18 protein-coding genes and 1 tRNA gene are annotated in these 24,813 nt (G+C 47.9%); 12 read left to right on the top strand and 7 right to left on the bottom strand.

From position 1 onward, the window contains the following. Positions 1-155: 155 nt before the first annotated feature. From GA0116948_RS08065 to GA0116948_RS08045, 5 genes are all read left to right on the top strand, one after another. Positions 156-1,457, top strand: a complete 1,302-nt coding sequence (locus GA0116948_RS08065) for a sensor histidine kinase (protein ID WP_089710896.1) — start codon at positions 156-158, stop codon at positions 1,455-1,457. 214 nt (positions 1,458-1,671) lie between these two features. Beyond that, on the top strand, positions 1,672-2,430 hold the full coding sequence (locus GA0116948_RS08060) for a ThuA domain-containing protein (RefSeq protein ID WP_089711162.1): 759 nt from the start codon (positions 1,672-1,674) through the stop codon (positions 2,428-2,430). Positions 2,431-2,457: 27 nt separating this feature from the next. After that, positions 2,458-3,351 carry a carbohydrate kinase family protein gene (locus GA0116948_RS08055; RefSeq protein ID WP_089710893.1) on the top strand — a complete coding sequence of 298 codons (894 nt, stop codon included), beginning with the start codon at positions 2,458-2,460 and terminating at the stop codon, positions 3,349-3,351. 715 nt (positions 3,352-4,066) lie between these two features. Continuing rightward, positions 4,067-5,167: a sterol desaturase family protein gene (locus GA0116948_RS08050; protein WP_089710892.1), complete on the top strand. Its 1,101-nt coding sequence runs from the start codon at positions 4,067-4,069 to the stop codon at positions 5,165-5,167. A 249-nt stretch (positions 5,168-5,416) separates the two neighbouring features. After that, positions 5,417-5,890 (top strand): hypothetical protein, encoded by a 474-nt coding sequence (locus GA0116948_RS08045; protein WP_089710889.1) that lies wholly within the window; start codon positions 5,417-5,419, stop codon positions 5,888-5,890. Positions 5,891-6,192: 302 nt separating this feature from the next. Here the strand turns inward: GA0116948_RS08045 and GA0116948_RS08040 are convergent, their stop codons facing one another. The 3 genes from GA0116948_RS08040 to GA0116948_RS08030 all read right to left on the bottom strand — a co-directional run bounded on the left by GA0116948_RS08040 (position 6,193) and on the right by GA0116948_RS08030 (position 10,653). Then, complete coding sequence (locus GA0116948_RS08040; RefSeq protein ID WP_205686068.1) at positions 6,193-7,011, bottom strand: glycerophosphodiester phosphodiesterase family protein; 819 nt, start codon at positions 7,009-7,011, stop codon at positions 6,193-6,195. 165 nt (positions 7,012-7,176) lie between these two features. Then, entirely contained in the window at positions 7,177-8,763 is a 1,587-nt protein-coding gene (locus tag GA0116948_RS08035; protein ID WP_089710886.1) for a Na+/H+ antiporter, read from the bottom strand. Positions 8,764-8,919: 156 nt separating this feature from the next. After that, entirely contained in the window at positions 8,920-10,653 is a 1,734-nt protein-coding gene (locus GA0116948_RS08030; protein ID WP_089711160.1) for a cellulase family glycosylhydrolase, read from the bottom strand. 311 nt (positions 10,654-10,964) lie between these two features. Here GA0116948_RS08030 and GA0116948_RS08025 point away from each other — a divergent pair, with 311 nt between their 5' ends. Then, the gene (locus GA0116948_RS08025; protein ID WP_089710884.1) at positions 10,965-12,257 is read left to right on the top strand and encodes a spondin domain-containing protein; all 1,293 of its coding nucleotides are present in this window, start codon (positions 10,965-10,967) and stop codon (positions 12,255-12,257) included. A 36-nt stretch (positions 12,258-12,293) separates the two neighbouring features. Further along, positions 12,294-13,139: an AraC family transcriptional regulator gene (locus GA0116948_RS08020; protein ID WP_089710881.1), complete on the top strand. Its 846-nt coding sequence runs from the start codon at positions 12,294-12,296 to the stop codon at positions 13,137-13,139. 88 nt (positions 13,140-13,227) lie between these two features. On the opposite strand, the gene GA0116948_RS21440 is transcribed toward GA0116948_RS08020, so the two are convergent. The 3 genes from GA0116948_RS21440 to GA0116948_RS08005 form a co-directional block, all read right to left on the bottom strand. Beyond that, the gene (locus tag GA0116948_RS21440) at positions 13,228-13,620 is read right to left on the bottom strand and encodes a hypothetical protein (protein WP_205686069.1); all 393 of its coding nucleotides are present in this window, start codon (positions 13,618-13,620) and stop codon (positions 13,228-13,230) included. Between the two features lie 118 nt (positions 13,621-13,738). Continuing rightward, positions 13,739-16,084, bottom strand: a complete 2,346-nt coding sequence (locus GA0116948_RS08010) for a TonB-dependent receptor domain-containing protein (protein WP_089711158.1) — start codon at positions 16,082-16,084, stop codon at positions 13,739-13,741. Positions 16,085-16,172: 88 nt separating this feature from the next. Next, on the bottom strand, positions 16,173-16,550 hold the full coding sequence (locus GA0116948_RS08005; RefSeq protein WP_089710877.1) for a hypothetical protein: 378 nt from the start codon (positions 16,548-16,550) through the stop codon (positions 16,173-16,175). A gap of 221 nt (positions 16,551-16,771) precedes the next feature. Between GA0116948_RS08005 and GA0116948_RS08000 the strand changes: the two genes are divergently transcribed. Both GA0116948_RS08000 and GA0116948_RS07995 read left to right on the top strand, forming a co-directional pair. After that, entirely contained in the window at positions 16,772-17,329 is a 558-nt protein-coding gene (locus tag GA0116948_RS08000; protein WP_123891723.1) for a hypothetical protein, read from the top strand. 128 nt (positions 17,330-17,457) lie between these two features. Beyond that, positions 17,458-18,153: a hypothetical protein gene (locus GA0116948_RS07995; protein ID WP_089710872.1), complete on the top strand. Its 696-nt coding sequence runs from the start codon at positions 17,458-17,460 to the stop codon at positions 18,151-18,153. A 196-nt stretch (positions 18,154-18,349) separates the two neighbouring features. On the opposite strand, the gene GA0116948_RS07990 is transcribed toward GA0116948_RS07995, so the two are convergent. Next, positions 18,350-18,423: transfer RNA gene (locus GA0116948_RS07990), tRNA-Pro, on the bottom strand. Positions 18,424-18,657: 234 nt separating this feature from the next. Here GA0116948_RS07990 and GA0116948_RS07985 point away from each other — a divergent pair. The 3 genes from GA0116948_RS07985 to GA0116948_RS07975 all read left to right on the top strand — a co-directional run bounded on the left by GA0116948_RS07985 (position 18,658) and on the right by GA0116948_RS07975 (position 24,587). Then, on the top strand, positions 18,658-19,554 hold the full coding sequence (locus GA0116948_RS07985; protein ID WP_165798367.1) for a class I SAM-dependent methyltransferase: 897 nt from the start codon (positions 18,658-18,660) through the stop codon (positions 19,552-19,554). Between the two features lie 419 nt (positions 19,555-19,973). After that, positions 19,974-23,018, top strand: coding sequence for a SusC/RagA family TonB-linked outer membrane protein (locus tag GA0116948_RS07980; protein ID WP_089710868.1), 3,045 nt, complete (start codon positions 19,974-19,976; stop codon positions 23,016-23,018). Positions 23,019-23,036: 18 nt separating this feature from the next. Further along, positions 23,037-24,587: a RagB/SusD family nutrient uptake outer membrane protein gene (locus tag GA0116948_RS07975; protein ID WP_089710866.1), complete on the top strand. Its 1,551-nt coding sequence runs from the start codon at positions 23,037-23,039 to the stop codon at positions 24,585-24,587. The last annotated feature ends 226 nt before the right edge of the window (positions 24,588-24,813 follow it).

Genomic DNA, 24,813 nt, shown 5'->3' with positions numbered 1-24,813 from the left:
CTTAGCTGATCAATACCTGCCAACAACATTTTTACAACACACAACATTGTTATTCACAGGCTATTACAATTTACAGAACAATTTGGGAGGCCAGCAATTCCCTATACCGTAGCCAGCAAATATTTGCCAGGGCCGGCATTCATTAGGACAGCAGCATGAAACAAAAACCGCAGCGGGATAAAATTAACAGAAGGCTACTCAGCCTGCTGAACCAGACGCAGCTACGCGATCATACCGGTAGTTGGGAATGGAAGCAGGATGCAGGTGTTTATGTTTGGTCCGATGCGCTGTTCACCCTACACGACCTTCCCAAACCTTACGATAACGAAATTGCAACCACGGCGGCCCATGCATTTATGACGCCTAAAGACCGGGCCTTATTCGAAGCCCATCTTGCCGGGTTGCTGCCTGGCGGCAGGGTACAGTTTCCCTGCCGCATCCGCTTTCCGGGCGGCGAAAAAAGGAAAGTGCTGATCACGGCTTATCGCCTGGCAGACCAGGAAGGCAACGATACCATTTTTGGAGAATACAAGTTTCTACCGGTAGTGGTGAAGCAGGCTAACAGCACCCAACACATTGCTGCAGTGCCGGTTAATAACGCTTACGGATACACGAAAATTATCGGCGGTACCGCCGATAATGTGCCGCCGGAAATTGCAGCACAACTACGCGCGGCGGAACATCTTACAACGCTTAATGCAACTTTGCAGGAAAAAAACCGGCAACTGGAAAGTATGAATGATGAACTGATGTCCTTTTCATACATTGCCAGCCACGATCTGCGCGAGCCTCTCCGCAAGCTCCAGCTCTTCGGCAACATGTTGCTACAGCAGCACCGTGCCGACCTACCCGATATCGTTAAAGAATACCTGGGTAAAATAGACCTGGCTGCTCAGCGCATGAATACGCTGATAGATGATGTACTCATATTTTCCCGCATAAACGAACGTACCGATATGCCCACGCCGGTAGACCTAATAGACATCCTGGCCCAAGTGCGGGAAGATCTGTATGAGCCCGTGACCCGTTATTGCGCCCTGCTGCATCCTTTTGATTTACCCGTGGTGATGGCGCATGCGTCTACTCTATATTTGCTGTTCTTCCATTTCATTTCCAACAGTCTTAAATTCCGTAAGCCCGATCTATCTCCGGTGATCATTATCCGTGGGCAGGTAAAAGCGCCATGGGAATGGCCGGGTACCCAGCCTGCGCCGGAACAACCCTGGCTGCAACTGTCTTTCACCGACAATGGCATAGGCTTCGAAGAAAAATATCAGGAAACCGCTTTTAAAATGTTCCAGCGCCTGCACGATAAAGACCTGTATCCCGGCACCGGCATAGGCCTGGCTATCTGTAAAAAAGTGGCGGCTACTTACCAGGGGTATATTGATGTAAAAAGCGAAGTGGGCAAGGGTACCACATTTACCTGCTATCTACAGTTGGATATCGTGGCATAATGTGGAGCATTTTTTAAACAGATAGGTCCATACAAACAAGGTGGCTCCTGCTAATAAAAGTTTACCTCGCATTGACGCATTTTCACTTGTAACTCCTGGCCCTGAAAATTACCGTGGCGGGTATGGCGCTGTACATCCTGCTGATGATGGGTATATTGCAGCGCGTGAAAAAGGCATGAATAAATGGGGAATATTTATTTATATTGATTGCGATATGAAAAAAATAATCTTCCTGCTCGTGTTGCTATTCACCGGTGTGCCGCCCTGCCTGGGCCATCCTAAAAAACCTATGCGAGTGCTAGTGCTGGCTGATTCGGGCGGCGGCCACATCCTCTTTTCCCAACGCGGCCATGTGTGGCTGGAACAGGAGTTGAATAAAGATCACCGTTTTGTTTTTGACTACATTACCTCACCCGATGTGATCAACGACTCGTTGCTGGCATTGTACCCGCTCTTCATTCAACTTGATTATCCCCCCTACCCCTGGACGGCGGTGGCGCAGGCGGCCATGGAAAAATACATTAGCCAGGGCCTGGGCGGATGGATTGGTTTCCACCATCCCACCCTGCTGGGTGTTTTCGACGGGTATCCCATGTGGCAATGGTTTTCTGATTTCATGGGCGGCATTCAGTTCAAAGCTCATATTCCTGGTGGCGCCACGGCACAACTAACGGTGGAAATGCCCAAACATCCCGTGATGAAAGGCGTGCCCACTACTTTTATGACCAAAGACGAATGGTATATTTACGATAAAAGCCCCCGGCCCCAGGTACAGGTATTGGCCAGTATAGACGAAGCTACTTATCAACCTGCCAAGGACGTTAAGATGGGCGATCATCCCGTGATATGGACCAATGCGCACGTGAAGGCCCGCAACCTGTACATTGCCATGGGCCATTTTCCGGAACTGTTCGACGATCCTGCCTTTACCACTATTTTCCGCAACGCGGTGTACTGGGCTGCCCGGCAATAATTTAATAACCCTTCAAATTCACCTGATATGGATTCCACGGTAGTAAGTTTTGGAGAAGTGTTATGGGACATATTCCCGCATGCAGCCCGCATTGGCGGCGCACCGCTGAATGTAGCGTATAATTTAACCAAGCAAGGCATAAGCTGCACCATGATCAGCCGCATAGGCAGGGACGAAAGGGGCGAACAACTACGCGCGCAGCTACAGGACTGGCAAATGCCTGTTACCGGCATCCAGCAAGACGAAGACCAGCCTACCGGCACCGTCATCGCTGGCTTCGATGCCCAGGGAGAGCCGCATTACGATATTATTCAACCGGCTGCCTGGGATTATATCACCTGGCAACCTTCTTACGAAGCTGTGCTGCAATCGGCAGATGCCTTTATATTTGGTAGTCTCAGCGCGCGGCATGCAGTAACGCGCAAAACTTTATTCACCGCCCTGGAAACCGCGAGGGTAAAGGTATTCGACGTGAACCTGCGGACACCGTTCTACTCCTTCCCGCTCATCCGCTCTTTGTTAGAAAAGGCCAATATTCTCAAAGTAAGCTTAGGCGAACTGAAACAAATACTTACCTGGCTAGACAAATCTTATATCGCTGAGGCAGATGGGGTACATTATTTACAGGATGTATTTAAGATACCGGAAATACTGCTTACCAAAGGCGTACGCGGATCGGTGTATTATGCCAAGGGTTATCACCAGGTATTTGCTGCGGTACCGGTAACCGTGCAGGACACGGTAGGCAGTGGAGATGCATTTCTGGCGGGATTCCTGGCCAGTAAGCTACAACAACAGGGTCCACTAAAGGCAATGCAAAACGCGGCCTTGTTAAGTGCCTTCATTACCAGCAGGGAGGGTGCCTGCCCCCCGTATAGTTTCGAGGAATACCAGCAATTTGTGGCGGCGCATCCATTGTAGGAAAGTTTTCCTGGATTACTCTTTTCTCTACTTTTTAGGCAGATATGATCATGGCCTGCGCTGAGGCGCGGAGAAAGGCAGCTTCACAAATAAATATTACCCCATAGACTTTGTAGACTAATAATTTTACTTATTTTTGCCTTGGTATAAGCATAAAGCTATATCCGCTTTCCCGGGTCGGACTGCGTCATTATCAACTCATCAGTATGAAGATGTCACACTACCACTCGTTAGCGACATTTTTTCAACCCAATTACCACTTTCCTGCTAAGGGTTGTTGTTGCTATTGCCAAGGCTGTTAGGGCTGTATTTCCATTAACGGTGTTCCCAGCTCTATAATGATTTGTACCAGCGATTGTACCGAAGTGTATTTCAGCACTAAAAGATCCACCGAAAATTCAGCGGATATGCCACTTCCCCTTTGACTTCGCCGGGTATTAGAGGCACTGCCGCCGGCGCAACGGATTTCGTTATTCCTGGCACTGCAAGAGCATGGCGAAGCGCAGATAGGCGGGCTTTATAAAAACGGGAAGATGCAGCGCCTTTTTGATAAAAGCATATTATATAAAACCGCGTATATGACATCGCAAGACATCTTATTATTAGCCAGAAAGATCATCGTGGGCATCCTGCTTGTAGTGGGGCCTTTGCTCGTCTTTTTCATCGCCCTGCGACTGCTTCAACACTTTTTGTAAACCACTGTAAACGCACTTTTATGAAACTGGAGCAACAAACAGCCAGGGCTATTACACGGGATCTGCTTGTAAGCGTATTCCTGTATGCCCTACCGGTAGCGCTGATGGCACTTAGTTTTAAAATCACCGGAAACAAGCCATGGCTGGCCGCTCACACCGATCCTTCGCTGCACTTTAAGGCGCCGGCATTGGTAGAAGCTATCTTTAACAACTTGAGTTCCTGGGGGCTGCCGGTAATTGCCCTGGGGCTGGGTGTGGCAGAATTTGCGTTGGGACTCTATGCCAACAAGTGGAGCAAAAATGAGCGTATACTGGACATGGTATGTTTTGTATTGCCCCGCGTGGTTATCACCCCTACGGTAACATTCTTTTCCCTGAAATTATTGCCCCTGATATTGCCCAACCTGAAAAACGTCTTAACGTGGATACCTTTTGTATGGGCGGCGCTGATTATTGCGGTGTTCGACGATCTTACACAATACTGGTACCACCGCCTGCACCACCAGGTGCCCTGGTTGTGGCGCTTTCACCGCACTCACCATTCTGCGCCCTACATGGGCATGGCCATGGCCGGAAGGCAAAATATCGTTTACAGTTTTTTCTTTTCGCAGATATACCTTACCGCCACGCTTACTTACCTGGGCCTTGGATATGCCGCACTGTTTGTAACCGTCATTAAATCCCTGATCACCACTGGCGCGCATTCCAGCATACCCTGGGATAAGCCATTTTACAAATACAAAGTGCTTCACCCGGCTGCCTGGGTGCTGGAAAGACTGATCTCTACCCCTGCCACCCACCATGCCCACCATGCGGATACGGATGGAGATGGTGTAGGACATTATAAAGGCAACTTTGGTAACATGTTTTTCCTCTGGGATGTTATTTTCGGCACCGGCATCATCACCCGCCGTTACCCGCAATCTTTTGGTATCAAACATTACAAACAGGAAGAATGGTATGCGCAGTTTATGTGGCCCATTTTCAAATCCCAAAAAATGGGGAGTGAATTATCTGCAGGCGGCCCCATGGTGGGCGATGCGCCGGGTCTGCGGGTAGAAACAACACTGGAAATACCGCGCTACGAAAAAGAATCCGTCCATACCTATACCAACGGGTAACTTAAGCACGTGCGTAGCTTACGCGCTGTATTTATAAATAGCCATCTTCTTCAATAAGGGTCGGTTTTTTCCACGCCAAAGCTCCTCCCCTATGCTGGCTGTTCGTTGCCTGCCGCCGGGCGGCCATGGGTTAAATTAAAGGCGTAAGCCCCACAACTGTTTATCCATTTGAATTTATTTTTAGCCAATAATTATGGGCTTATAATTATCTTAGTTGTATAATTATTTTTCATTTATTCCTATTAATACATGAGATCCACGTTATATCTCGCCTTGCTCCTGCTGGCCCTCATGGCTTGCCAGCCTGCAATCCGCCCCACCACGGTGGCCACCGATTCCCTGCACGCAGAAACTTTAAACGGCACCTATAAGCTTTTGTCTGCCCTAATCATAACGAAAGGCGATACCCAACAAACCTTTCCAGTAGCCAACCAGGAAATGGTAAAGCTTTTTAACGGGACCCACTTTGCCTTCCTGAAACACGATCTCACCCAGGGGCAGGGCAACAACCCTGTATTTGAAGCAGGAGAAGGCACTTTCACCCTGCATAATCATCATTATACGGAGCATCTCGTGTATTGCAATTATCGAGCGTGGGAAAACCAGGATTTTAGTTTTACGCTTACCCAACAGGGCGACACCCTTATTCAGAAGGGCATTGAAAAGATAGACAGCCTGCAGGTGGATCATGAAATTGTGGAAACCTATTTAAAACAACCTTAGTATTTTTTCCGCCCACCTATATTCAAAAAACAAAAAATCATGTCACTTCTCATCCACCGCACCGCAAAGTCATTTGCATTTTTAGGCTATTGAAATGTTTATAAATTGGCGATGCAAGGCAACTCAACGTTACAGTAAATCTGGCAGTATCCGTTTATCGTTCAAAAATCTGATATGCTGCGGCAGGCCTACTTACCACCCAGTTAAAGGCCATGATAGGCATGGAGGCGGCGCTACCGGGCAAACAAAGTTTTGATGGTACGTTCGAAGACTTTGTGGTAACGCCAATAAAGTAATTTTCCTTATCGTGCATGCTGCTGCGCAAGATAATGTGTACAGGCAGCCGGATAGTCTGTTTGCACACCGGGTACGCCGGCGTCCAGGGCCTTGCTCCAAATAGCAGGGCCTTCGTCATTGGCCTCTACATCCAGCCATACCGCCACGCCCCGGTTTTTGAACACGGCGAGCATTTCCGGTGTGTATTGGCCAATGGAGCCATTTACAGCCGCGGCGGGATATTCGTCCAGGAATGCATTGAGCGCAGGGGCATCTTTTATTGTATCCGGCACATTAGCCACCAGGGGCATTTCCGGCGCCAGCTTTCTCCATTCTTTAAATTGTGCTATTGTATTGGGATACACGACCACCTGCTGTTCCATGTGCAGGGCCTTGATCATGCGCCAGGTCATGTTTACGTCTGCCTCCTTAAAATCCAGGTATACATTTACTTTCCCCCTACAGGCCAGCAACACCTCCTTAAAACTGGGTACATGATATTTTTTATGATGTGCATCGTCCGGGATGGTCAGCGATGTTATCTTGTCGTAGGTAAGATCGGCTACGTTGCCTTTGCCATTGGTCATGCGGTCTACCGAAGCATGGTGCATGATCACCTGACCACTATCTGCTGTAGTGCGCAGGTCTGTTTCAATATAATCTACCCCGGCCTTTATGGCGCTATTGTAGGCTTCCAGGGTATTTTCCGGGAAATTTACATGATCACCCCTATGGGCAATGACTACCGTTTTATGCTTTACGGCCGGCAGTGAAGGGTGTACAGTTTGTGCAAAGGTGGCCATGCCTGCCAGGGAAGCAAAGCATGCCAGGAGAAAAAAACGCATGAGCAATAGTTTTACAATAATGACGGCCATAGCCGGCGCATCTGCAAAACTATTGGAATAATACAGGGATGAAATCCTTTTGCTCTTAAAGTTATGTTAATGCCTGCATGTAAATGCCAATGCATAATAGTCGTAATACTCGCCTGCATAGCGCGGCGGAGCTACTTACAATTTTTTAAAACGAATGCGTAATTCTTCTTCTTCCAAATCCAGCAGGCGATGGTGTTTGCGGATTAATTCTTCGTCGATATCTACGTCCTTATTAATATTTTGCAGCACCTTCCGTTTTTCCGCCAGCAGGTGCAGGAATACCTCCTGGTAAGCATCCTGCGCAGCCTTATCTGATATGCCGTCTTGTTCGAACTCTGTTTTGATCTTACCTTTTAGCCGTTGCAGCGACTTATTGGCGACCAGTAAATCTCCAAACTGGCCTTCCAATAAGTCCATGCTATTTTCGCCCAATTGTCGGCGGATGAATGCTTCCTGTTCTTCGGGCGGCAGCGTTTTGCCGGGTTCCTCCAGGTGCAGCCAGCGCAGTAAAGCCGGCAGGGTAAGTCCTTGCACTACCAGGGTCACCATAATTACTACGAACGTGATGAAGAGGATAAGATTGCGCTGTGGGAAGGGCTGACCATTGTCCATCAGGATGGGGATAGAAAGCGCTGCAGCCAGCGACACCACGCCGCGCATGCCGGCCCATCCAAAAGCCAGCGGCATCCGCCAGCCTGGATTTTTATCTGCCGTGTTGATATAACGGCTGATAAAAATGGTAAACGCGGAAGAACCCAGCGTACACAGGATGCGGGTTACGATCAGGATCAGGGAGATGAGCAGGCCATACCCGATCGCATCCGAAATACTCACGGCCCCCAGATCGCTTACAATGCCCGGCAGTTGTAAGCCGATCAGCATGAACACAATACCATTGAATACAAAACCTAGCGTAGACCAAACGTTGGACCCTTCCAACCGGCTGCGGTGGGACAGGATTACATCACTGCGAAAGGAAAGATACAAGCCTCCGGCCACCACAGACAGTACACCAGACACATGAAAATACTCTGCCACCAGGTACATCACATAGGGAGCCGTGAGGGTGAGTACAACGTCCATTTTGGCCGTGGTAGGCAGCCAGCGGTGTACTACATAATATAACACCCCGATAGCCAGGCCGCACAGGATGCCCAAAACGATCACCACCACAAAACTGAGTGCGGCTTCATGAAATACAAAACGTCCGCTATCCACTGCAATCAGGGCAAAGCGGAAAACAATTAAACTTGAAGCATCATTGAGCAGGCTTTCTCCTTCCACAATAGACTGGAGGGCGCGCGGGGCTTTTACATTTTTCAGGATGGCGGATGCCGACACCGCATCTGGCGGAGAGATAATACCGCCCAGTAAAAATCCCAGCGCCATGGTAAACCCTGGCAGCAGGTAACTGGATACGATTGCCACAATAAAGGCTGTAACAATAACGATGAGAAATGCAAAACTGGAGATGACCCGGCGCCATCGCCATAACTCTTTCCAGCTGGTATTCCATGCCGCCTCAAACAGCAAAGGCGGGAGAAATATGATGAACACCACTTCCGGGTGTATCTTCACCGAAGGCATGCCTGGAATAAGACTCAGCGCCAAGCCGCCCAATACCAGTACGATGGGATAAGCCATCCTCAGCTTTTGGGCCAGCATTATCAGAAAAATAATAAGTAGGATGAGTAAGAGATATAAGCCAAAAAACTGCTGCATAGCTAAAAGAATTTTGTAAACGATGCCTTTCGTAAGTTAGGAAATTCTCCCTCATTTCCTTCATGCACAGGCCGCTGGCAGTTTAATATAAATAAATCTTACCCAACTGTCTGAACAGCCGGATAAGATCATTCTCCCATCCTATTTTCGCTAGGGCTAAAACTTCAGGGCTGCAAAGTCAAAACCGCCTTTCAAAACCTGTAACCTAAGCTGGTGGCGACCTTTGACCAAGTGCACTTTTGTAGTGCTCACTGCCTGCCAGGCAGTGCCGGCGGGCGATGACTGAGGCGGGGTCAGCGCTTTGCCATTTTCGGTCCACTGGAACTGGCCTTCGCCGCGTACCAGGGTTTGCAAAGCATAATTACGTGTATCCGTAACCGTTATATTGTATTGCAACCACTCTCCATCTTCGGTATGGCCTACGTAGTACGCATTAGTATGGGCAGTATCGTTGTAAATATCCACCCCGTCGTTGCGGTATACGCCGCCCCGGTTGCCCACGCTGGCGTGGCCGGTAGAGATGCGGTAATTGCCGCTATCTTTATCGAAATAAGCCACCCCATTACGCCCCAGGTCGTAATCGGCGGCGGCAATGGTAGTGCCGGGCGCGGCTATATTGGCTTTGAAGGCAATGGCTTCCAGGCTGTGCGGCTGGCGGATCATAGCGTCTATCACATCCCGGTGTACAATGTTGTGCCGGATGTCGGTGGCATTGGCCAATTCCAGCAGCGCATGGTAAGCGCTGTCTGCATCTGGCGGGGTGCTACGTTTGCCGTTCCAATAGTCTACCAGTGCGTCGTAGCCCTTGTTGGATGGTATTTGCAGCGGGTTATTAATGCCCAGTTTTTTAAGTGGCCACCAGCTCCAGCCAATGTTATTACTTTCAAACAATGTGATGGCATCGGTAAACCAGGTATTGGAGTTTTCGCCGGTTTCTCCCAGCCATATAGGTACTTGCAGTCGTTGGCGGTAGCGCAGCATATGGCCGATGGAGGCAGTGTCATTATTATTCCAGTATTTATGAAAACTCAGCACCATGTTCTTATCCCACAGACCGTCATTGAGCATTCCATTATAATTATTACCCCAGGCGTTGCCCTCTATGATGATGATATGTTCTTTATCTACACTGCGGATAGCTTCTGTAATCCTTACCAGCAGGGCCTTTAGCGGGCCATTTGTTTTTTCTCCGATGCCGTTGGGGTCTTTCTCCTGGTTATCGAAGCCCCAATTGGGTTCGTTCAGCAAATCGTAACCAGCAATGGTGGCTTCGTGTGCATACCGGGTAGCCAGTTTTTTCCAAAGGGCCACCGTTTTATCCTGATCTGCTACTTGCTGCCACAGTGAGGGCTTGTCTCCATCGCGATCGGAGATATTGAGGTCGTTCCCCTGGCCGCCGGGTGCGGCGTGTAGGTCCAGGATGAGGTAGATACCGGCAGCCTTACACCAGGCCACCAGGCTATCCGTCATGGTGAACCCCTTATCCAGCCAGGTTTGCTGGCCGGGTACCGGCTCTTTGTCGGCAGGCAGGGTATACAGGTTAAAATGCATGGGCAGGCGCACCTGATTAAATCCCCAGGCTTTCAGCGAGTCGATATCGGCTTTCGTGGTGTGATGTGCCAGCCAGGTATCGTAAAATTCCTGCGTTTGTGCGGGTGTGAGTAGGCGGGCAATACGCTCGCGGATCTTATGTTGCTGGCCGTCTTTGCCGAGGTGTAGCATATAACCTTCCTGTAACATATAGCCACCCAGGCCAATGCCCCGGAACAGCACATTTTCTCCCCGGTCGTTTACAATTTTTTCGCCCTGGGTATGCAGTATGCCCTGCGCACCCAGCTTTTGCGTGGTAATCGCTATCAGCAACAATAGCGGAAGTACATATTTTTTCATGTGGAATTTAGTTAAATCGTTTTTGCAGTCAGGCCGCAGCCTGCCAAGATAATACATAAATACAATCCCTCGCCTTGATCGTACGAAATCGTTTTCGCTCCTACCAATAATCGCAGGGTAATATGGGAGCTTTTAACAACGGGTAGCCTACCCTGTTTGGGTCTTTGTAAGTGGTTATGATGACGGGCTGTTCGTTGCTGTAGCATGGATGCGGTCGGTGCATCCGGGAAATTCGGACAAGCCTTCGGGAATTGCCGGTATTTCCCGGGCCTCCAGTATAAGATAGTTTTACTTATCATAAAATCACTCACATGAAAATGAAATCAACAGCTTATTTAGCAACCTTAGCACTGCCATTTGCGTTTGCATCGTGCAAAAAAGATCACCATTCTACTCCGGCTCAGTCTGCCACAATTAGTATTGAAAATGTGTTGAACTCCAAACCCCTGGTGGAATCCGGCACTTTCCAGGGCGATGGTTCGCCTGCCGTTATTCTTCCCGGCAGTGCAGTAACCATTCATTTCTCCGCCGCCAAGGGAGAAACGCTCACTTTCGCCACCATGTACGGTTGGTCTAATGACTTGTTTTTTGCGCCGGAAAATCCTGGCATTGCCGTATATGACGCAGCCGGAAACCCCATTGAGGGCGACGTATCTGACCAGATAAAACTGTGGGATAATGGAACCCGTATTAATCAAATGCCTGGCGCAAGCGTTAATCATCCCGGCACGGCAGACAATAAAAATGTTACCGAAGTGCAGGGGACAGATGCGCAGGGAAACACGTATTTGCCCGCTTCTCAATTGGTAAATGCAACCCTGGTGTACAATGGTAATTCTTACTTTACCCTTACATTAAAAAATAAATCCGGTGGCACCAAAAACGAAACGCCGTTGAGTCCGGGTGTATGGGCCGTTTCCTACATCGTAGGCGGCAACCTGCTGAATGCAGCTCCGCTGTACACAAAAGGACAACCTACTGCCAATGGGCTTACCAATATTGCCGAATCGGGAGACAACTCGGTGCTGAGCACCTATATAGCTGCCAATACCGGCATTTTCACGCCACTCTCTCCCGTGCTGGTGGTGATTTACCAGGGTGATACCAATCCTTTTTATAAGGAAGGTGAAGCCGATCGCGGAGAAGGGCTGAAAGAGCTGGCTCAACAGGGCGATGCCAGCATCCTGGCTGCCGCATTAAAAACAAAAGCAGGCGTGAAATCCGTGTACGTATTACCGGCAGCATCTAGTACTGTATTGTTGCCCGTAATTGGTGAAACCGCCGGCAGCACTGTATCCCAGGCCATTAGTGTTACAGCGGGCGATCGCATTGCCATTGCTACCATGTATGGTTTTTCCAATGACTGGTTTTTTGCTACCACTGGCAATGGGGTGGATGCTACTTTAAAAGGCGATATCTCTTCCAGCATAGCCCTGTATGACGATGGCACCGCCATAGACCAATACCCCGGCGCAGGCATCACTCAGTTTAATTTAGCCGGCACCCCACTTACAGAAAATAAACCTATTGCCCTGGTACCTAACCCAAATGCTTTTAATACTTTACCGGCGATCAACAATTTTATCCGCGTAAAAATCCAGTAAGCAAAGATTACGTACATCTATTTAGGGGGTAATTTTATGAGATTTCAATTTGATGAAAGCGGGAATGATGGCCGCTTTACAGTAATGGTACACGAGCCGGCCCTTTGTGGAGACGGTATTGCCAACGGACAGGGGGATACGACCAATACTATTGTTTATAATGGCCACCAAGCCCAAACAGTGATCATTGACCAGGTGCCATACATAATACCTACCAACGCAGTACTGACCCTCATGGCCAACCAGCACTTCCGCTTTGAACATCCGGAACAGCTGATTGCATGGCAGTTTAACCGAAATTTTTATTGCATTGCCGATCATGATTCTGAGGTGGGATGCGTTGGATTTCTCTTTTATGGTATACAGCACCCGCTCATTTTGCCGCTCTCATGTGATGAGATAAAAAACATAGAGATTATCCAGATGCTTTGCCTGGATGACATGTCTATTAAAGACCGCATGCAGGGTGAAATGCTGCGTACGTTATTAAAACGGCTCATCATCAACATTACCCGCATCGCCAAGAAACAAACTGAAAATTACGAACGCTTTCCAGACGAGAAAATGGACATTGTTCGCAAGTTTAATCTCCTGCTGGAAGCAAATTTCCGGCAGGAACACGAAGTACAGTTTTATGCCAGCGCTTTAAATAAATCGCCTAAAACCCTGGCCAATCTTTTTGCTATTTTTAATCACCCGGCACCGTCTAAGCTTATCCAGCGCCGGATTATCCAGGAAGCCAGGCGTTATTTGCATTACACCCAATTGTCTGGCAAGGAAATCGCTTATGCGCTGGGGTTTGTAAGTCCGGCCCATTTTAGCCGTTTTTTTAAACAACATACAGGCGGCAATATTTCTCATTTCCGTGACATGGCTAGTTAACAAATTTTGCCTGATCGGCAGGTTACCCCTTCAAATAAAAACACCGTCGCTGTTTGGCGACGGTGTTTTTCCTATCTCACATTTCCAATTAAGATTTATAATAGTTCACTTTGGCTTCGCGTACATCATGATCGCGGGCCGCTTTGAACGCTCTTACTTTTTCTCTTCTTTCCTTGCCACTTAATGTCTTATCCATTCTCACAGACTGTATCTTATCAGCATAATCATTTTTAATTTCCTGTACTTGCATATCCAATTTGGAAGGAGGGTAAGCTCCTACAGCATAGGGATAACCAAACGGGTAGCCAAATCCATAATAACCAAACGGGGAGAAATACGGATTATAATACCCGAAGCCGCCATGCACGATCACCACTGGGCGGCCACCTCCATGAAACCCACCTCTGCCGGGGCCTGCGGGCGCTGCGGAAGCGCTCGAAACGATTGCCATCGCAAATAGTGCTATAATAATCTTTTTCATCTTTTTAGGATTTAGTACCTATTAGACGGTTACTACACCCAATAATTTAATCCTTTTTTCATTTTAGCATTCCATTAACAACCTCGCCGATTTTGTTGCGGGCCTTGCTTTTTGCTGACTATATTTTGTAGCGCCAGCCCACATAAGCCATGCGCCCTGTAACCGGCCCACACACCAGGGAGGCATCGAAATAAGGACTGAAAGGCTGATCGGCAGCCACAATGGCACCCCGCTGGAAGTAATTGCCAATGTTTTCCACCCCTACATAAAAGTCCATGGGGCGTTTTTTGCCGAAAGTTTTACTTACCTGTGCATTCATCATCACGAAAGCGTTGGAGTAATCTGTCAGTTGGTAAGGAGCAGGATTACCGGCAGTACTGGGAATGCGTTTGCGACCGTTGTAATTAATGGTGTAGTCGAACTTCCACCCATCGGTGGCATAGTCAAAGGCTGCAAAAGCGCGATTGCTTGACAGCAGCGGGCGTTCCAGCAAATGACCGCTGTAGGTGGTTTTCACATCGAAGTAACGGTAAGCCAGGTGAATGTCTAATTTTTTCACTGGCGAAACTTGGAGGCCCACCTGCAAACTGTTGGAGTAGGATTTGCCATCCAGGTTATAGAAGCGTACCAGGCGAGGATTTTCGAGGTCCGTCACCACCTGGTTAGTAAAGTCGTTGCGAAAGAAATCTACACTGGCGGAAGCATCGTTATCAAAGAGGCGAAATTTCTGGTCAATGCTAAGGCCTTTATTCCAGGCTACTTCTGGTTTCAAACCATAAGCGTAGCCACTGGATGCGCCCAATATTTCTACCTGGCGGTTGCTCACAAACACGCTCATGTTTTCTGCAAAGATATTAGCCGTACGTTGTCCACGCCCCCCACTGACCCGCAGGGTGGTACCAGGAAAAGGCTCGTAGCGTACGTTCAATCGGGGTGTAAAAAAAGTGCCGAACAGGTTATGATGATCACCCCGTATACCCGCCACCACAGTTACTTTATCGGAAGGGGTATAGGTATATTCAAAGAATGCACCGGCTACAATTTCATTCCGTTTGTAATGATCGCGCTTAAATGTTTCGTCATATTTGTCGTACAAGAAACTAGCGCCGGTCTTGAATTTGTGCTTGGTATTGTTGATGATAGACTGGTAGATCAGATTACTGTAAAAGTTTTGTTGTTGTGCATTGTAGGTGGTAAGACCGAAATAGGAATCCTGCTGGTGGTCTATGGCGGAAAGTTGCAGGCCTATGCTTTTGTAAGTTTGCTGGGGAAACACATACCCGATTTTTCCAAACACTTCATAGCGCTGGGTATGAATGCCCAGGCCATACAAATTGGTCGAAAATTTATCGGTAGCGGGCCGGTAGCCGGTTTGTCCGCCGGTTTTATCATCGTTTAGCACCTTTACGCCAAACTGGGTCATAAAGCCTTTACCATCGTCGTATTTCCAGCGGTCTACCAGGTTAAACTGGTTGCCGGTAGGCAGGTCGCGAAAGCCGTCTTTGTTCATGTCCAGCCCTTTATTTTCGAGGAAGTCGTCGTGCAGCAATAGTGCGGTAGACCATTTCCCATTCAGTTTGTGCGCAAGGTCCAGGTTTAGGTCAACTTTCCCATTACTGTTGCCATATACGTTGGCAGACAACTGGTCGGTGGTTTCGGGTTTGCGCAGCTCTACATTAATCTGGCCGGCAATGCTTTCGTACCCGTTCACAACAGAGCCAGTACCCTTGGTTAATTGAATAGATTCTACCCAGGGACCGGCTATGGAGTTAAGCCCCAGTGGGGTTGCCAGGCCGCGGGGGCCTGGCAAATTTTCCACGGTGAGCTGCGTATAGTTGCCAGACAGGCCAAGCAATTGAATTTGCTTGGAGCCAGTCACGGCATCATTATACGACACATCCACGGAAGGATTGGTTTCAAAACTTTCACTCAGGTTGCAGCAGGCTGCTTTGAGTAATTCTTTGTCGGTCATAATCTCCGTGCGAATGGGATTGAGCCCGGAAATATAAGCCGAATGTGTGCGGGAGCTTACTGTTACCTCTTTTAGCTGGGCTGTTTTAGTGGCGGCACTATCTGCGGATGGCGTGTCGCCCATTGCACGGTGTTCCGGGGTATCGGCGGCAGCGTCGGTACTTTCCCGGTAATGACAGCAGGATGGCAATGCGTTATATGCGTTGTCGCTAGCCTTCCTGTTTTCCAGGTCATGCCCTGCGGCAATGATCTTGTCTTGGATGGTGGTAAGGTTTACCTGTTGCGGGAGGTAGGTCAGTGTTAACTGCTTGCTCGCTACGTCCCAATTTGCGGAAGTAACGCCCTTTCCTTTTACAGCGGTTTCTATGCGGTGCTTACATTGGCCGCATTCTCCAAATACTTTGAACACAACCGTAGTATCGGCCTGCTGGGCATAAGCGCCAGCGCTGGTTAACAACAACAGTAAGAGGATCAACTTTTTAAAAGCAATCATGAGGTGGTAGAATTTGATGAATAAGGGTATTACACAGGTGGCCAGGAAGGTCACGTGTCATACATTTACTTGCGGGGTAAGGCAAGCATCAAATTCTGTAGGTGCAGTGAAGCAGATAGAGGGGAATATCCGGCAGCGGAGGCGGTGCATTGCTGCGATTGGCGGCCAACAGGTCATGAACGGATAAGGCCAGTTCCGGTGCAAAATGCCCGAAAGACGGCAGGATAGCCACCTGGCCAAACGCTACGGGTGCCGTGTCGCTGTGCTGGTGGGTGTCTTTTATTTTATGGAACTGGTATTTTGTTTTGCAGCAACCATCGCCTTCTATGGCCTTTTTATTGGGTTCTTCGTGGATGGAAGCAGAGAGAGAGGCTAATTTACCACAGCAATAGAACCCCTTTACGCCTACCCCGGTAATGCCGGCGACGTAAACGAAAAGGAGTAAAAGTGTGGCGAATTTCTTCATAGCCCAAAGGTAAGGTAATTTAGCATTTGGCAATATCGTCCTGAAAAAAACTACCAGTCAGCCTCCTATGCTGTAAAAATACTGGTCTCTACCCGCCCTACCCCGCCCTGATCATAGGAAATGTAACTGCTGAATAGCGGGTGCTGTTGTATATTATGGGAGCAATACAGCTTTCGTGGGAAAAAATATGTAAGTTGATGCCCAGATATAATAACAAACATATGCGCCTCCTACCCAGACACTACTTACTATTAATCATTGGCCTGCCTGCCATGGCCCAAACGCCTAAAAAAGGACTGCACTTCACCAGCAGCATCCAGCAAAAGATCACGGTGTACAACGGCACCATTTTCGTAAATGGCAACAAGGCTCACCAGCTAGACCCGGAAGCGATTAATTACGGTAGCAAGCGTAACCGCCTCGTGGAAAACGAGGGTACTGTGTTCCTCTTCCTGGACATTGCCCCTCTCCAAAAGCTGTATGTTTTTCGCATTGATCATTCTAATGCCGATTCCGTATTGAGCGCCGCCAGCTCCGATGTAAAAGACCTGGATCACGACGGCTTGCTGGAGTTTGGTGGCAGCGATGCCACACAAGCATATCCATCGGCAGACTCCGCGTATTATGTGCCTACACATTATTACGAGATAGCCCGCGGACGCATTACGCCCGATGCCGAGCTTACACAGAAAATGGATAAAAAAATAAACGGCGTGTACCTTGCAAACCCACTTAACCCAAACGGACAGTGTTGTAAGGTTATTCCCAAAAAACATTAGCCAGGAAATAGCGGCTAAGAATTATGAATTATGAATTATGAATTATGAATTATGAATTATAAATTATGAATTATGAATGATGAATTATAACTTTTTTTACTGCTAACTTTAAATGAGGGGGAAATATAATGTCAATACCTTACCTGGGACAACAGATTCATTGTGTCACAAATTTTCAGGACCTGGTGGCTACCCCATTTAGTGGAGCAGTTAATGCGGTTTGCTGGACGCGTAAATTAGTAGGTGACTTTTCTGAAATTGTTGAGAAGGTAGCGCATAATGGGAATATAACGATAGTGGAACAGGATGATCTTCGTGCACTTTTATTGAGCGAACAAGGACAACTGGCCCGAGAAATGCTTTTACATGACATGAAAGCATTGGAAGCTCAGGGTGCCTCGCCCATGCTGAATGTGATCAATCAGTATGACCGGGACGATATCAATTCGTTTTTCCCAACGGATGTGTATTCTTTTCATGCAGACTATGCTCCCGAACCGCTCGATACCTTTTTATGCACTTATTATGGCGAGCCAAGTGAAATATTACCCAATTCACAGGCAGTAAAGAAAGTGCTTATCCCGGAAATACGGGATGCCCTTCAACAACAATACCATGGAGCGTCAGAAGATTTTGAATTTTTCTTAAGTGAACATTGCTATGATTTACACTACCAGCCTATACCTAATGCTTGTCCAATAAAAGTAGGGCTTGGCAACCTCTGGCGGTTGGCGGTTGATTATCCTGGTAGTCCCGTTCTTCCTTGCATTCACCGTGCACCCCGAGAAAAGCCTGGACAACCCAGGTTATTACTGATCTGCTGAACAACCTTGCAGGGTAAAATACCATATAAAGACATAAGGAAAAGCACAACACGAAAACAGGTAGATCCATTGAAAGAATGCGATACAATTGAAGAAGCAATATCTACAGATAGCATTTCAAATTGCCTTTACCAAGCATTCAAAAACGCAGCGCAAAAAAGCCTTCAAGTAATAACCTGAAGGCTTTTTAAATGTGTCGGGACGACTAGATTCGAACTAGCGACCTCTTGCACCCCATGCAAGCGCGCTACCGGGCTGCGCTACGTCCCGAATCCGGTGACCGGCTTCTCTGCCAGCGGGAGGCAAAAGTAATCAAATAAATCATTTTTTAAAATTTTTCTGTCATTCTTATGCAGTATAATGAACCAAAAATATCCAGTAAGCGGGTAGGATATTCCTGTATTGCACTATCCAGCACACCCTATCCATAAGCCAGTAAGACCATGTGTACAAATGGTAAAATAAAATTTCATATTTTCATTATTTGTATTTTTGATTATGATCATGAATGAGATAGCATCTTATATTGAATCCTCTGCAAATAATACCTCTCTCCTGGAAGAGAAAAATTTTGAGGCGCGCATGGAGGTAACGGATTTCTTGGATTTTCAAGTATTGGGGCAGCTTGCAGCCATGCAGCAACAGCCCGCACAGGCAGAACAAGCATTGCTGCTCCAGCACCAGGCATACCACTTAAAATCAGCCATGGAAGCCATTGATGCCAAGTTATTCCAAAGGCTCCGTGCAGACATCCGCGCAGCAAAATACAGCGGACAGGCGTTCAAAAACCTCATCAATTCATATGTAAAATTTAACAACGATCATAACGAATACACTGAAATAAGCGCCTACGATAGCCTGGATGTCCTGATCAATGGTCTATCCAACATCCCTACCATGCCGGTGCAGACCAAAAACCTGGAACCAGAAATGATCACGTTTTATAAAACGCCCGCCAGGGTGGTGTTTGAACTGGTAGAGAAGGTACAATTCAGGGAAGAAGACGTTTTTTTTGATATAGGCGCCGGCCTTGGACAAGTATCTATACTGGTAAACCTACTCACCGGTATAAAGGTGAGGGGCGTGGAATTTGAACCTGCATTTTACAACTATGCGCAGGAATGCGCTGCTGCACTTCAATTATCGAATGTGCTATTTTTAAATGAGGACGCAAGAAATACAGACTATTCCACCGGCACCGTTTTTTTTATGTTCACCCCATTCAAAGGAGAAATTCTGCAAGCAGTATTAGCGCTGTTGCAGCAAGAATCCCTTCACAGAAAAATTAAACTTGTCACCTACGGACCATGCACCCCCTATGTATCTTTACAGCCTTGGCTGGCATTTGATAACTCAGGGAATGATGACATTTACAGGCTAACGGTTTTTAACAGTTTATAAATCTGCTACTGGGCTTCCTTCAATTCCAGCATAAATAAAGAAGACCTATCAAACGCCTCTAAGTCTATGACCTATAGACGTTTTTTATTTTAGTGAAAGCATTTGGCACAAAAAAAAATTGCGCTATATTATATTCCTCCGGGTTAATACCCCACTATACAAGCATGTGTTCTAATATCCGGTACTTTGACTTATTTTTATAAAAAAAATCAGGATTGAAGTGATCATCATTTACTGCAAAAAGCATTTGACCCGGCACATTCTTTTCTGACAGCCCAACACGTTATTTCCATCAAAAAACTAATCCCATTAAGCATACATTTCCACGTATAACAACCTCCATGATTCACTAATTACCCTGACAAAGTGCACAATTTTTTGGCCCCATCATCAATTCCACAAACCAATAAATCCATTTTATGAACAATGTTTTATTTCGCAAAGTGCGTAAGTTATGCTACTTATTACTGCTGATAGCGGGCATAACCCATGCACAGACGAGAACTGTTACCGGTAGGGTAATAGACGAAAAAGGCGATCCGATTCCCGGCGCCACCATACAGATCAAGGGCACCAATAGTGGTACAGCAGCAGGCGCGGATGGTACGTTTAAGGTGAACGCCGCCGACAATGCTACCACACTCATCATCTCTTATGTAGGTTACCCCCGCCAGGAGATTAGCATTGCCGGTAAAACCAATGTGACCGTTGTATTACAGGCAAACAGCACCCAACTTACCGATGTGGTGGTAGTGGGATATGGCACCGTGCGTAAAAAAGACCTCACCGGCGCTGTTGCATCCATACAGGCCAAGGATTTTAACAAGGGCACCTTTACCGCACCAGACCAGCTCGTGCAGGGCAAGGTAGCCGGTGTACAAATAGTATCCAACAGCGGGCAGCCCGGTGCCGCCACCACCGTAAGGATCCGGGGAAATGCCGCATTAACAGGCACCGGCCAGCCACTGTATGTAGTGGATGGGGTACCACTGGACGGTCGTTCCGCCAGGCCTAGCGTAAATGTGCCAGAGCTCGGAAACATTCCCGGGGGTAATGCGCTTAACTTTATTAACCCGTTTGATATTGCCTCCGTGGATGTATTAAAAGACGCATCCGCCACCGCCATTTACGGGTCCAGGGCAGCCTATGGCGTAGTGCTTATTACCACTAAAAGAGGCCAGATCGGCGAGCCTAAACTGGATATAGGCGCTTCTGTAGGCGTTAGTAATATTATGCGCCGAATTGATGTGCTGGATGGTGCACAGTACCGGCAGGCATTACAGAAATGGGACCTGGGTACCACCAACGATAAAGGTGCAAACGTAGATGCGCTGGACGCCATACTCCGTACCGCTGTTACCCAAAACTACAACGTAGGCGTGAGTGGCGGCACAGAAAATGCCAAATACCGCGTTTCAGGCGGCATGCTGGACCAACAGGGCATTGTTAAAAACTCCGACTTTAAAAAATACAGCTTTGGCCTGAACGCTGGTTTTAAATTCCTGCGCAGCAAAAGACTGGGGATTGATGTGAACATGATCGCCAATCAATACCAGGAAAATATCCCTCCCATTTCCAACGACGCCGGTTTTTCCAACAGCCTTATAGGCCAGGCATTGCAATGGAACCCTACCGAAGCATTATACAATGATGATGGTACCCTGAATATTAAACAAGGCAGCAGCGCAGTGAACCCCGTAGCCATGTTGCAGGTGTACCACGATAAAACAAAGGTGACCACCATCCTGGCTAGTGTATCGCCCTACTTTAAGATCACCAACGACCTGGAGTACCGTATGCAATACAGCGTAAACTATAGCAGCGGCAACAGGCGAACATCGGTGGAAGGTGGCATTAACCTAAACACCTTTGGCATTAATGTAAATCCGCCATCAGGCCTGGGTTGGGCTAACATCGGGAATACTGAATTAACCACCCAACAGTTTACCCATACGCTGACTTATAATAAAGCGCTTACTACAAACCTGCACCTGAATGCGCTGATAGGGTACGAGTATATGAAATTCCAGAACAAGGGTGCTTACATGAACGGCCTGGGCCCCGCACAGCCTGGCGGTTTTGGCAACTATGGGCTGGATATCACAAATTACATCCAGTACTCCAATGCAGCCGGCCGGGTGATCACTTCCTTTGCAGATCCCATTTCAGAACTGCAATCCTACTTTGGCAGGGTAAACTTAAACCTGAAAGATCGCTACCTGCTAACCGGAACCTTAAGATCAGATGGTTCCACCAAATTTGGGCGTAACAACCGTTATGGTTATTTCCCCTCTTTTGCAGTTGCATGGAACATCAGTAACGAAAGTTTCTTTACCAAAGGTTTTGTAACCAACCTAAAACTGAGAGGCGGCTGGGGCCGTACCGGCAACCAGGAGTTTCCTGCGGGTGGTTCACAGGCCAGGAACTCTTTTCTGCCAAATGGTGTACTTAGCAAAACAAGCAATGAAAATGATGACCTGAAATGGCAGTCCGATAAGCAATACAACATAGGGCTGGACTTCTCCATTATACACGACCGCATCACCGGTGCTGTTGATTATTTTAATAAAACAACCTCCGACCTGCTATACCCTACAGTAGCCATACAACCTGCCGCTTCACAATCTACCATCACCTGGAAGAACCTGGATGGACAGATCATTAACAAAGGCTTTGAAGTTATGGTGAACGCCAGCATTGTACAGGGTAAAGACTTTAGCTGGGACCTGGGCGTAAACGCCACCTTCCTTAAAAATAATGTAAGCAGGATGTCGGCCCCCATTTACACCGGCCAGCTAAACGGGCAGGGCGTTTCCGGCACGCTAGTAGAAATCATTAACAACGGCCTGCCTATTAACGGCTTTTATACCCGCACCTATGGTGGTATGGATAAAGATGGGCAGTCCATTTACCCGAATGGCGATAGTTTAAGCTACCAGGGAAACCCCAATCCCACCCGGCTGCTGGGCATCACCACCACGCTGGCGTATAAGAAACTAACACTTACCGCTAACATGAACGGCGCTTTTGGTCATAAGATCTATAACAACACCTTCAATACCGTGGTGAACTTAAGCAACCTCCGGGCTGCGCGTAATATAGCCGTAGCCGTTTTAGACGCTCCTATACAAGAAGCGCTCTCCAACAGGGTTACCTCCTCTTCCCGTTTTATTGAGAATGGCAATTACATGAAGATGGCCAACGTAACCCTGTCTTATACCATCGGGGATATTGGTAATGTGATAAAAGGTATGAATGTATATTTCACAGGGCAGAATCTCTTTGTGCTTACCAAATTCAAGGGCTTTGACCCGGAAGTGAATGTTGACAAGAGCAGCGGTACGCCTGGCGCAGATGCCAAAACAGGCATATCCACCTCCGGTGGAGTGCCATCAGCAGGCATAGAGTATCAACCCTACCCCTCCGCCCGTACGTTCACGCTGGGTGTTAATTTTTCACTTTAATCTAAAAAACTGGTTTATATGAAACACCTAAAGATAATAACCCTCCTCTCTGGTATCCTGTTATGGACGGGATGCACCAAGCTGGATGAAAAGCTTCAAGGGGAAGCCACCAACGAACAGGTAAGCGGCAGTAGCGGTTCCGCAGAGGCACTGCTAAGAGGCGTTTACAACGCCATGCGCCTGCCCTATCAAAGCAATGACCAGGTATTTGCGCTGTCGGAAATGAGCACCGATGAGTTGATAGCCCCCACCCGCGGCGGCGACTGGGATGACAATGGCGTATGGCGCGTATTACACTCCCATCAATGGGATGGCGATAACATTCACATACGCGACGCTTTTAATAACCTCGGTGGTGTAGTGTACACCGCAACCGACATCCTGCAGTTCAATCCTTCTACGCAACAAGCCGCGGAAGCCCGCTTTCTCAGGGCTTTTGCGATGTTCAGCATACTGGACTTTTTTGACCAGGTACCTTACAGAGACCCCGGTGAACAAGTAACCGAAGCAGCAAGGGTAAGAACCGGCACCGCAGCGCTGGATTATATTATAAGTGAAGTAAATGAAGTAATGCCCAACCTGCCGGATGTGGCTACTGCCAGGGCCAATATCACGAAAGCCAATAAAGACGCAGCCCGTGTACTGCTGATGAAGTGCTACCTGAACAAAGGCGTGTTTGCCAATCGTGCAACACCCACCTTTGATAACACCGATCTGGCGAAAGTGGTCACACTGGCAGATGAGATTATTAACAGCGGGCAGTATACTTTCAGCGCCAGCTACTTTGATAATTTTTCACCTACCAATGGCAGCCTGTCCAAAGAGAATATTTTCACCGCGGAAAATATAGGCGGGGTAGACGCCGGCGGTCTGAATGCCATTTGGCATACCGTCATGCACTATAACCAGGCGCCTCCAGGCTGGAATGGCTGGGCTACACTGTCTGATTTTTACAACAAATTTACCGCGAACGATGTAAGAAGAGGCGTGGCCTACCCCACCGGCACAGGCGGCCCTGCCAACCCAGGTAAGCGTGTAAATGTAGGTTTCCTGGTAGGGCAACAATATAACCTGACAACAGATGAGCCGCTGCAAGACAGAACCGGCGCCCCCCTCATCTTCACCCCGGAAGTGAGCAGCATTGAAACAGGCAACAACCTGGAAGTAACTGGCATCAGGGTATTAAAATACAGTCCTGATTATGCAAACGATGGAAGCGGGAAGGTAGATAATGATTTTGTATACTATCGCTATCCCGATGTATTGCTGATGAAAGCGGAAGCCCTGCTGCGCCAGTCAAATGCCGCCGGCGCATTGCCGCTGGTGAACCAGGTGCGTACGGCCCGTGGCGTAGCCGCACTGACCTCGGTAGACCTGGATGAACTGCTGGATGAAAGGGGCCGGGAATTTTACTGGGAATGCTCCCGCCGCCTGGACCTGGTGCGTTTTGGAAAGTTCCTGCAACCCTGGCAAGAGAAACCCACCGATGCTCCCAGGAACCTACTCTTTCCGATTCCCAACCAGCAGCTGGCCGTTAATGCCAACCTGAAAAGGAACCCTGGATACTAATAACACCATGTTCCGGCTTCATGCTTTGCCTGTTTTGGAACAATGCATTTCTTGTAAAATGAAATACTGATTGCCGATCTTATTGCAAACGGCTTATTTAAGGTACTTATTAATGATGGACACAAGACTTACTCCTGTGTCAAATCTAGGGTCAATAGGTGTATCACCTATTGACCCTTTTAAATTTCCGTTGGGTGGATTTGGGGGATTTTTTCCTATGTCGGGA

This window comes from Chitinophaga costaii, from assembly GCF_900094705.1.
GTDB classification, from domain to species: Bacteria; Bacteroidota; Bacteroidia; order Chitinophagales; family Chitinophagaceae; genus Chitinophaga; species Chitinophaga costaii.
The sequence above is the reverse complement of the archived record's forward strand: the minus strand, read 5'-3'. Positions and strand labels throughout refer to the sequence as shown.

What these genes read in the sequence shown, in the direction of transcription:
- GA0116948_RS08020 (WP_089710881.1), top strand. Translation starts at nt 12,294, where the DNA reads ATGAGATTTCAATTTGATGAAAGCGGGAATGATGGCCGCTTTACAGTA.
- GA0116948_RS08060 (WP_089711162.1), top strand. Translation starts at nt 1,672, where the DNA reads ATGAAAAAAATAATCTTCCTGCTCGTGTTGCTATTCACCGGTGTGCCG.
- GA0116948_RS21440 (WP_205686069.1), bottom strand. Translation starts at nt 13,620, where the DNA reads ATGAAAAAGATTATTATAGCACTATTTGCGATGGCAATCGTTTCGAGC.
- GA0116948_RS08005 (WP_089710877.1), bottom strand. Translation starts at nt 16,550, where the DNA reads ATGAAGAAATTCGCCACACTTTTACTCCTTTTCGTTTACGTCGCCGGC.
- GA0116948_RS07975 (WP_089710866.1), top strand. Translation starts at nt 23,037, where the DNA reads ATGAAACACCTAAAGATAATAACCCTCCTCTCTGGTATCCTGTTATGG.
- GA0116948_RS08045 (WP_089710889.1), top strand. Translation starts at nt 5,417, where the DNA reads ATGAGATCCACGTTATATCTCGCCTTGCTCCTGCTGGCCCTCATGGCT.
- GA0116948_RS08040 (WP_205686068.1), bottom strand. Translation starts at nt 7,011, where the DNA reads ATGCGTTTTTTTCTCCTGGCATGCTTTGCTTCCCTGGCAGGCATGGCC.
- GA0116948_RS08025 (WP_089710884.1), top strand. Translation starts at nt 10,965, where the DNA reads ATGAAAATGAAATCAACAGCTTATTTAGCAACCTTAGCACTGCCATTT.
- GA0116948_RS08055 (WP_089710893.1), top strand. Translation starts at nt 2,458, where the DNA reads ATGGATTCCACGGTAGTAAGTTTTGGAGAAGTGTTATGGGACATATTC.
- GA0116948_RS08065 (WP_089710896.1), top strand. Translation starts at nt 156, where the DNA reads ATGAAACAAAAACCGCAGCGGGATAAAATTAACAGAAGGCTACTCAGC.
- GA0116948_RS07980 (WP_089710868.1), top strand. Translation starts at nt 19,974, where the DNA reads ATGAACAATGTTTTATTTCGCAAAGTGCGTAAGTTATGCTACTTATTA.
- GA0116948_RS08010 (WP_089711158.1), bottom strand. Translation starts at nt 16,084, where the DNA reads ATGATTGCTTTTAAAAAGTTGATCCTCTTACTGTTGTTGTTAACCAGC.
- GA0116948_RS08035 (WP_089710886.1), bottom strand. Translation starts at nt 8,763, where the DNA reads ATGCAGCAGTTTTTTGGCTTATATCTCTTACTCATCCTACTTATTATT.
- GA0116948_RS08030 (WP_089711160.1), bottom strand. Translation starts at nt 10,653, where the DNA reads ATGAAAAAATATGTACTTCCGCTATTGTTGCTGATAGCGATTACCACG.
- GA0116948_RS07985 (WP_165798367.1), top strand. Translation starts at nt 18,658, where the DNA reads ATGAATGAGATAGCATCTTATATTGAATCCTCTGCAAATAATACCTCT.
- GA0116948_RS08050 (WP_089710892.1), top strand. Translation starts at nt 4,067, where the DNA reads ATGAAACTGGAGCAACAAACAGCCAGGGCTATTACACGGGATCTGCTT.
- GA0116948_RS08000 (WP_123891723.1), top strand. Translation starts at nt 16,772, where the DNA reads ATGCGCCTCCTACCCAGACACTACTTACTATTAATCATTGGCCTGCCT.
- GA0116948_RS07995 (WP_089710872.1), top strand. Translation starts at nt 17,458, where the DNA reads ATGTCAATACCTTACCTGGGACAACAGATTCATTGTGTCACAAATTTT.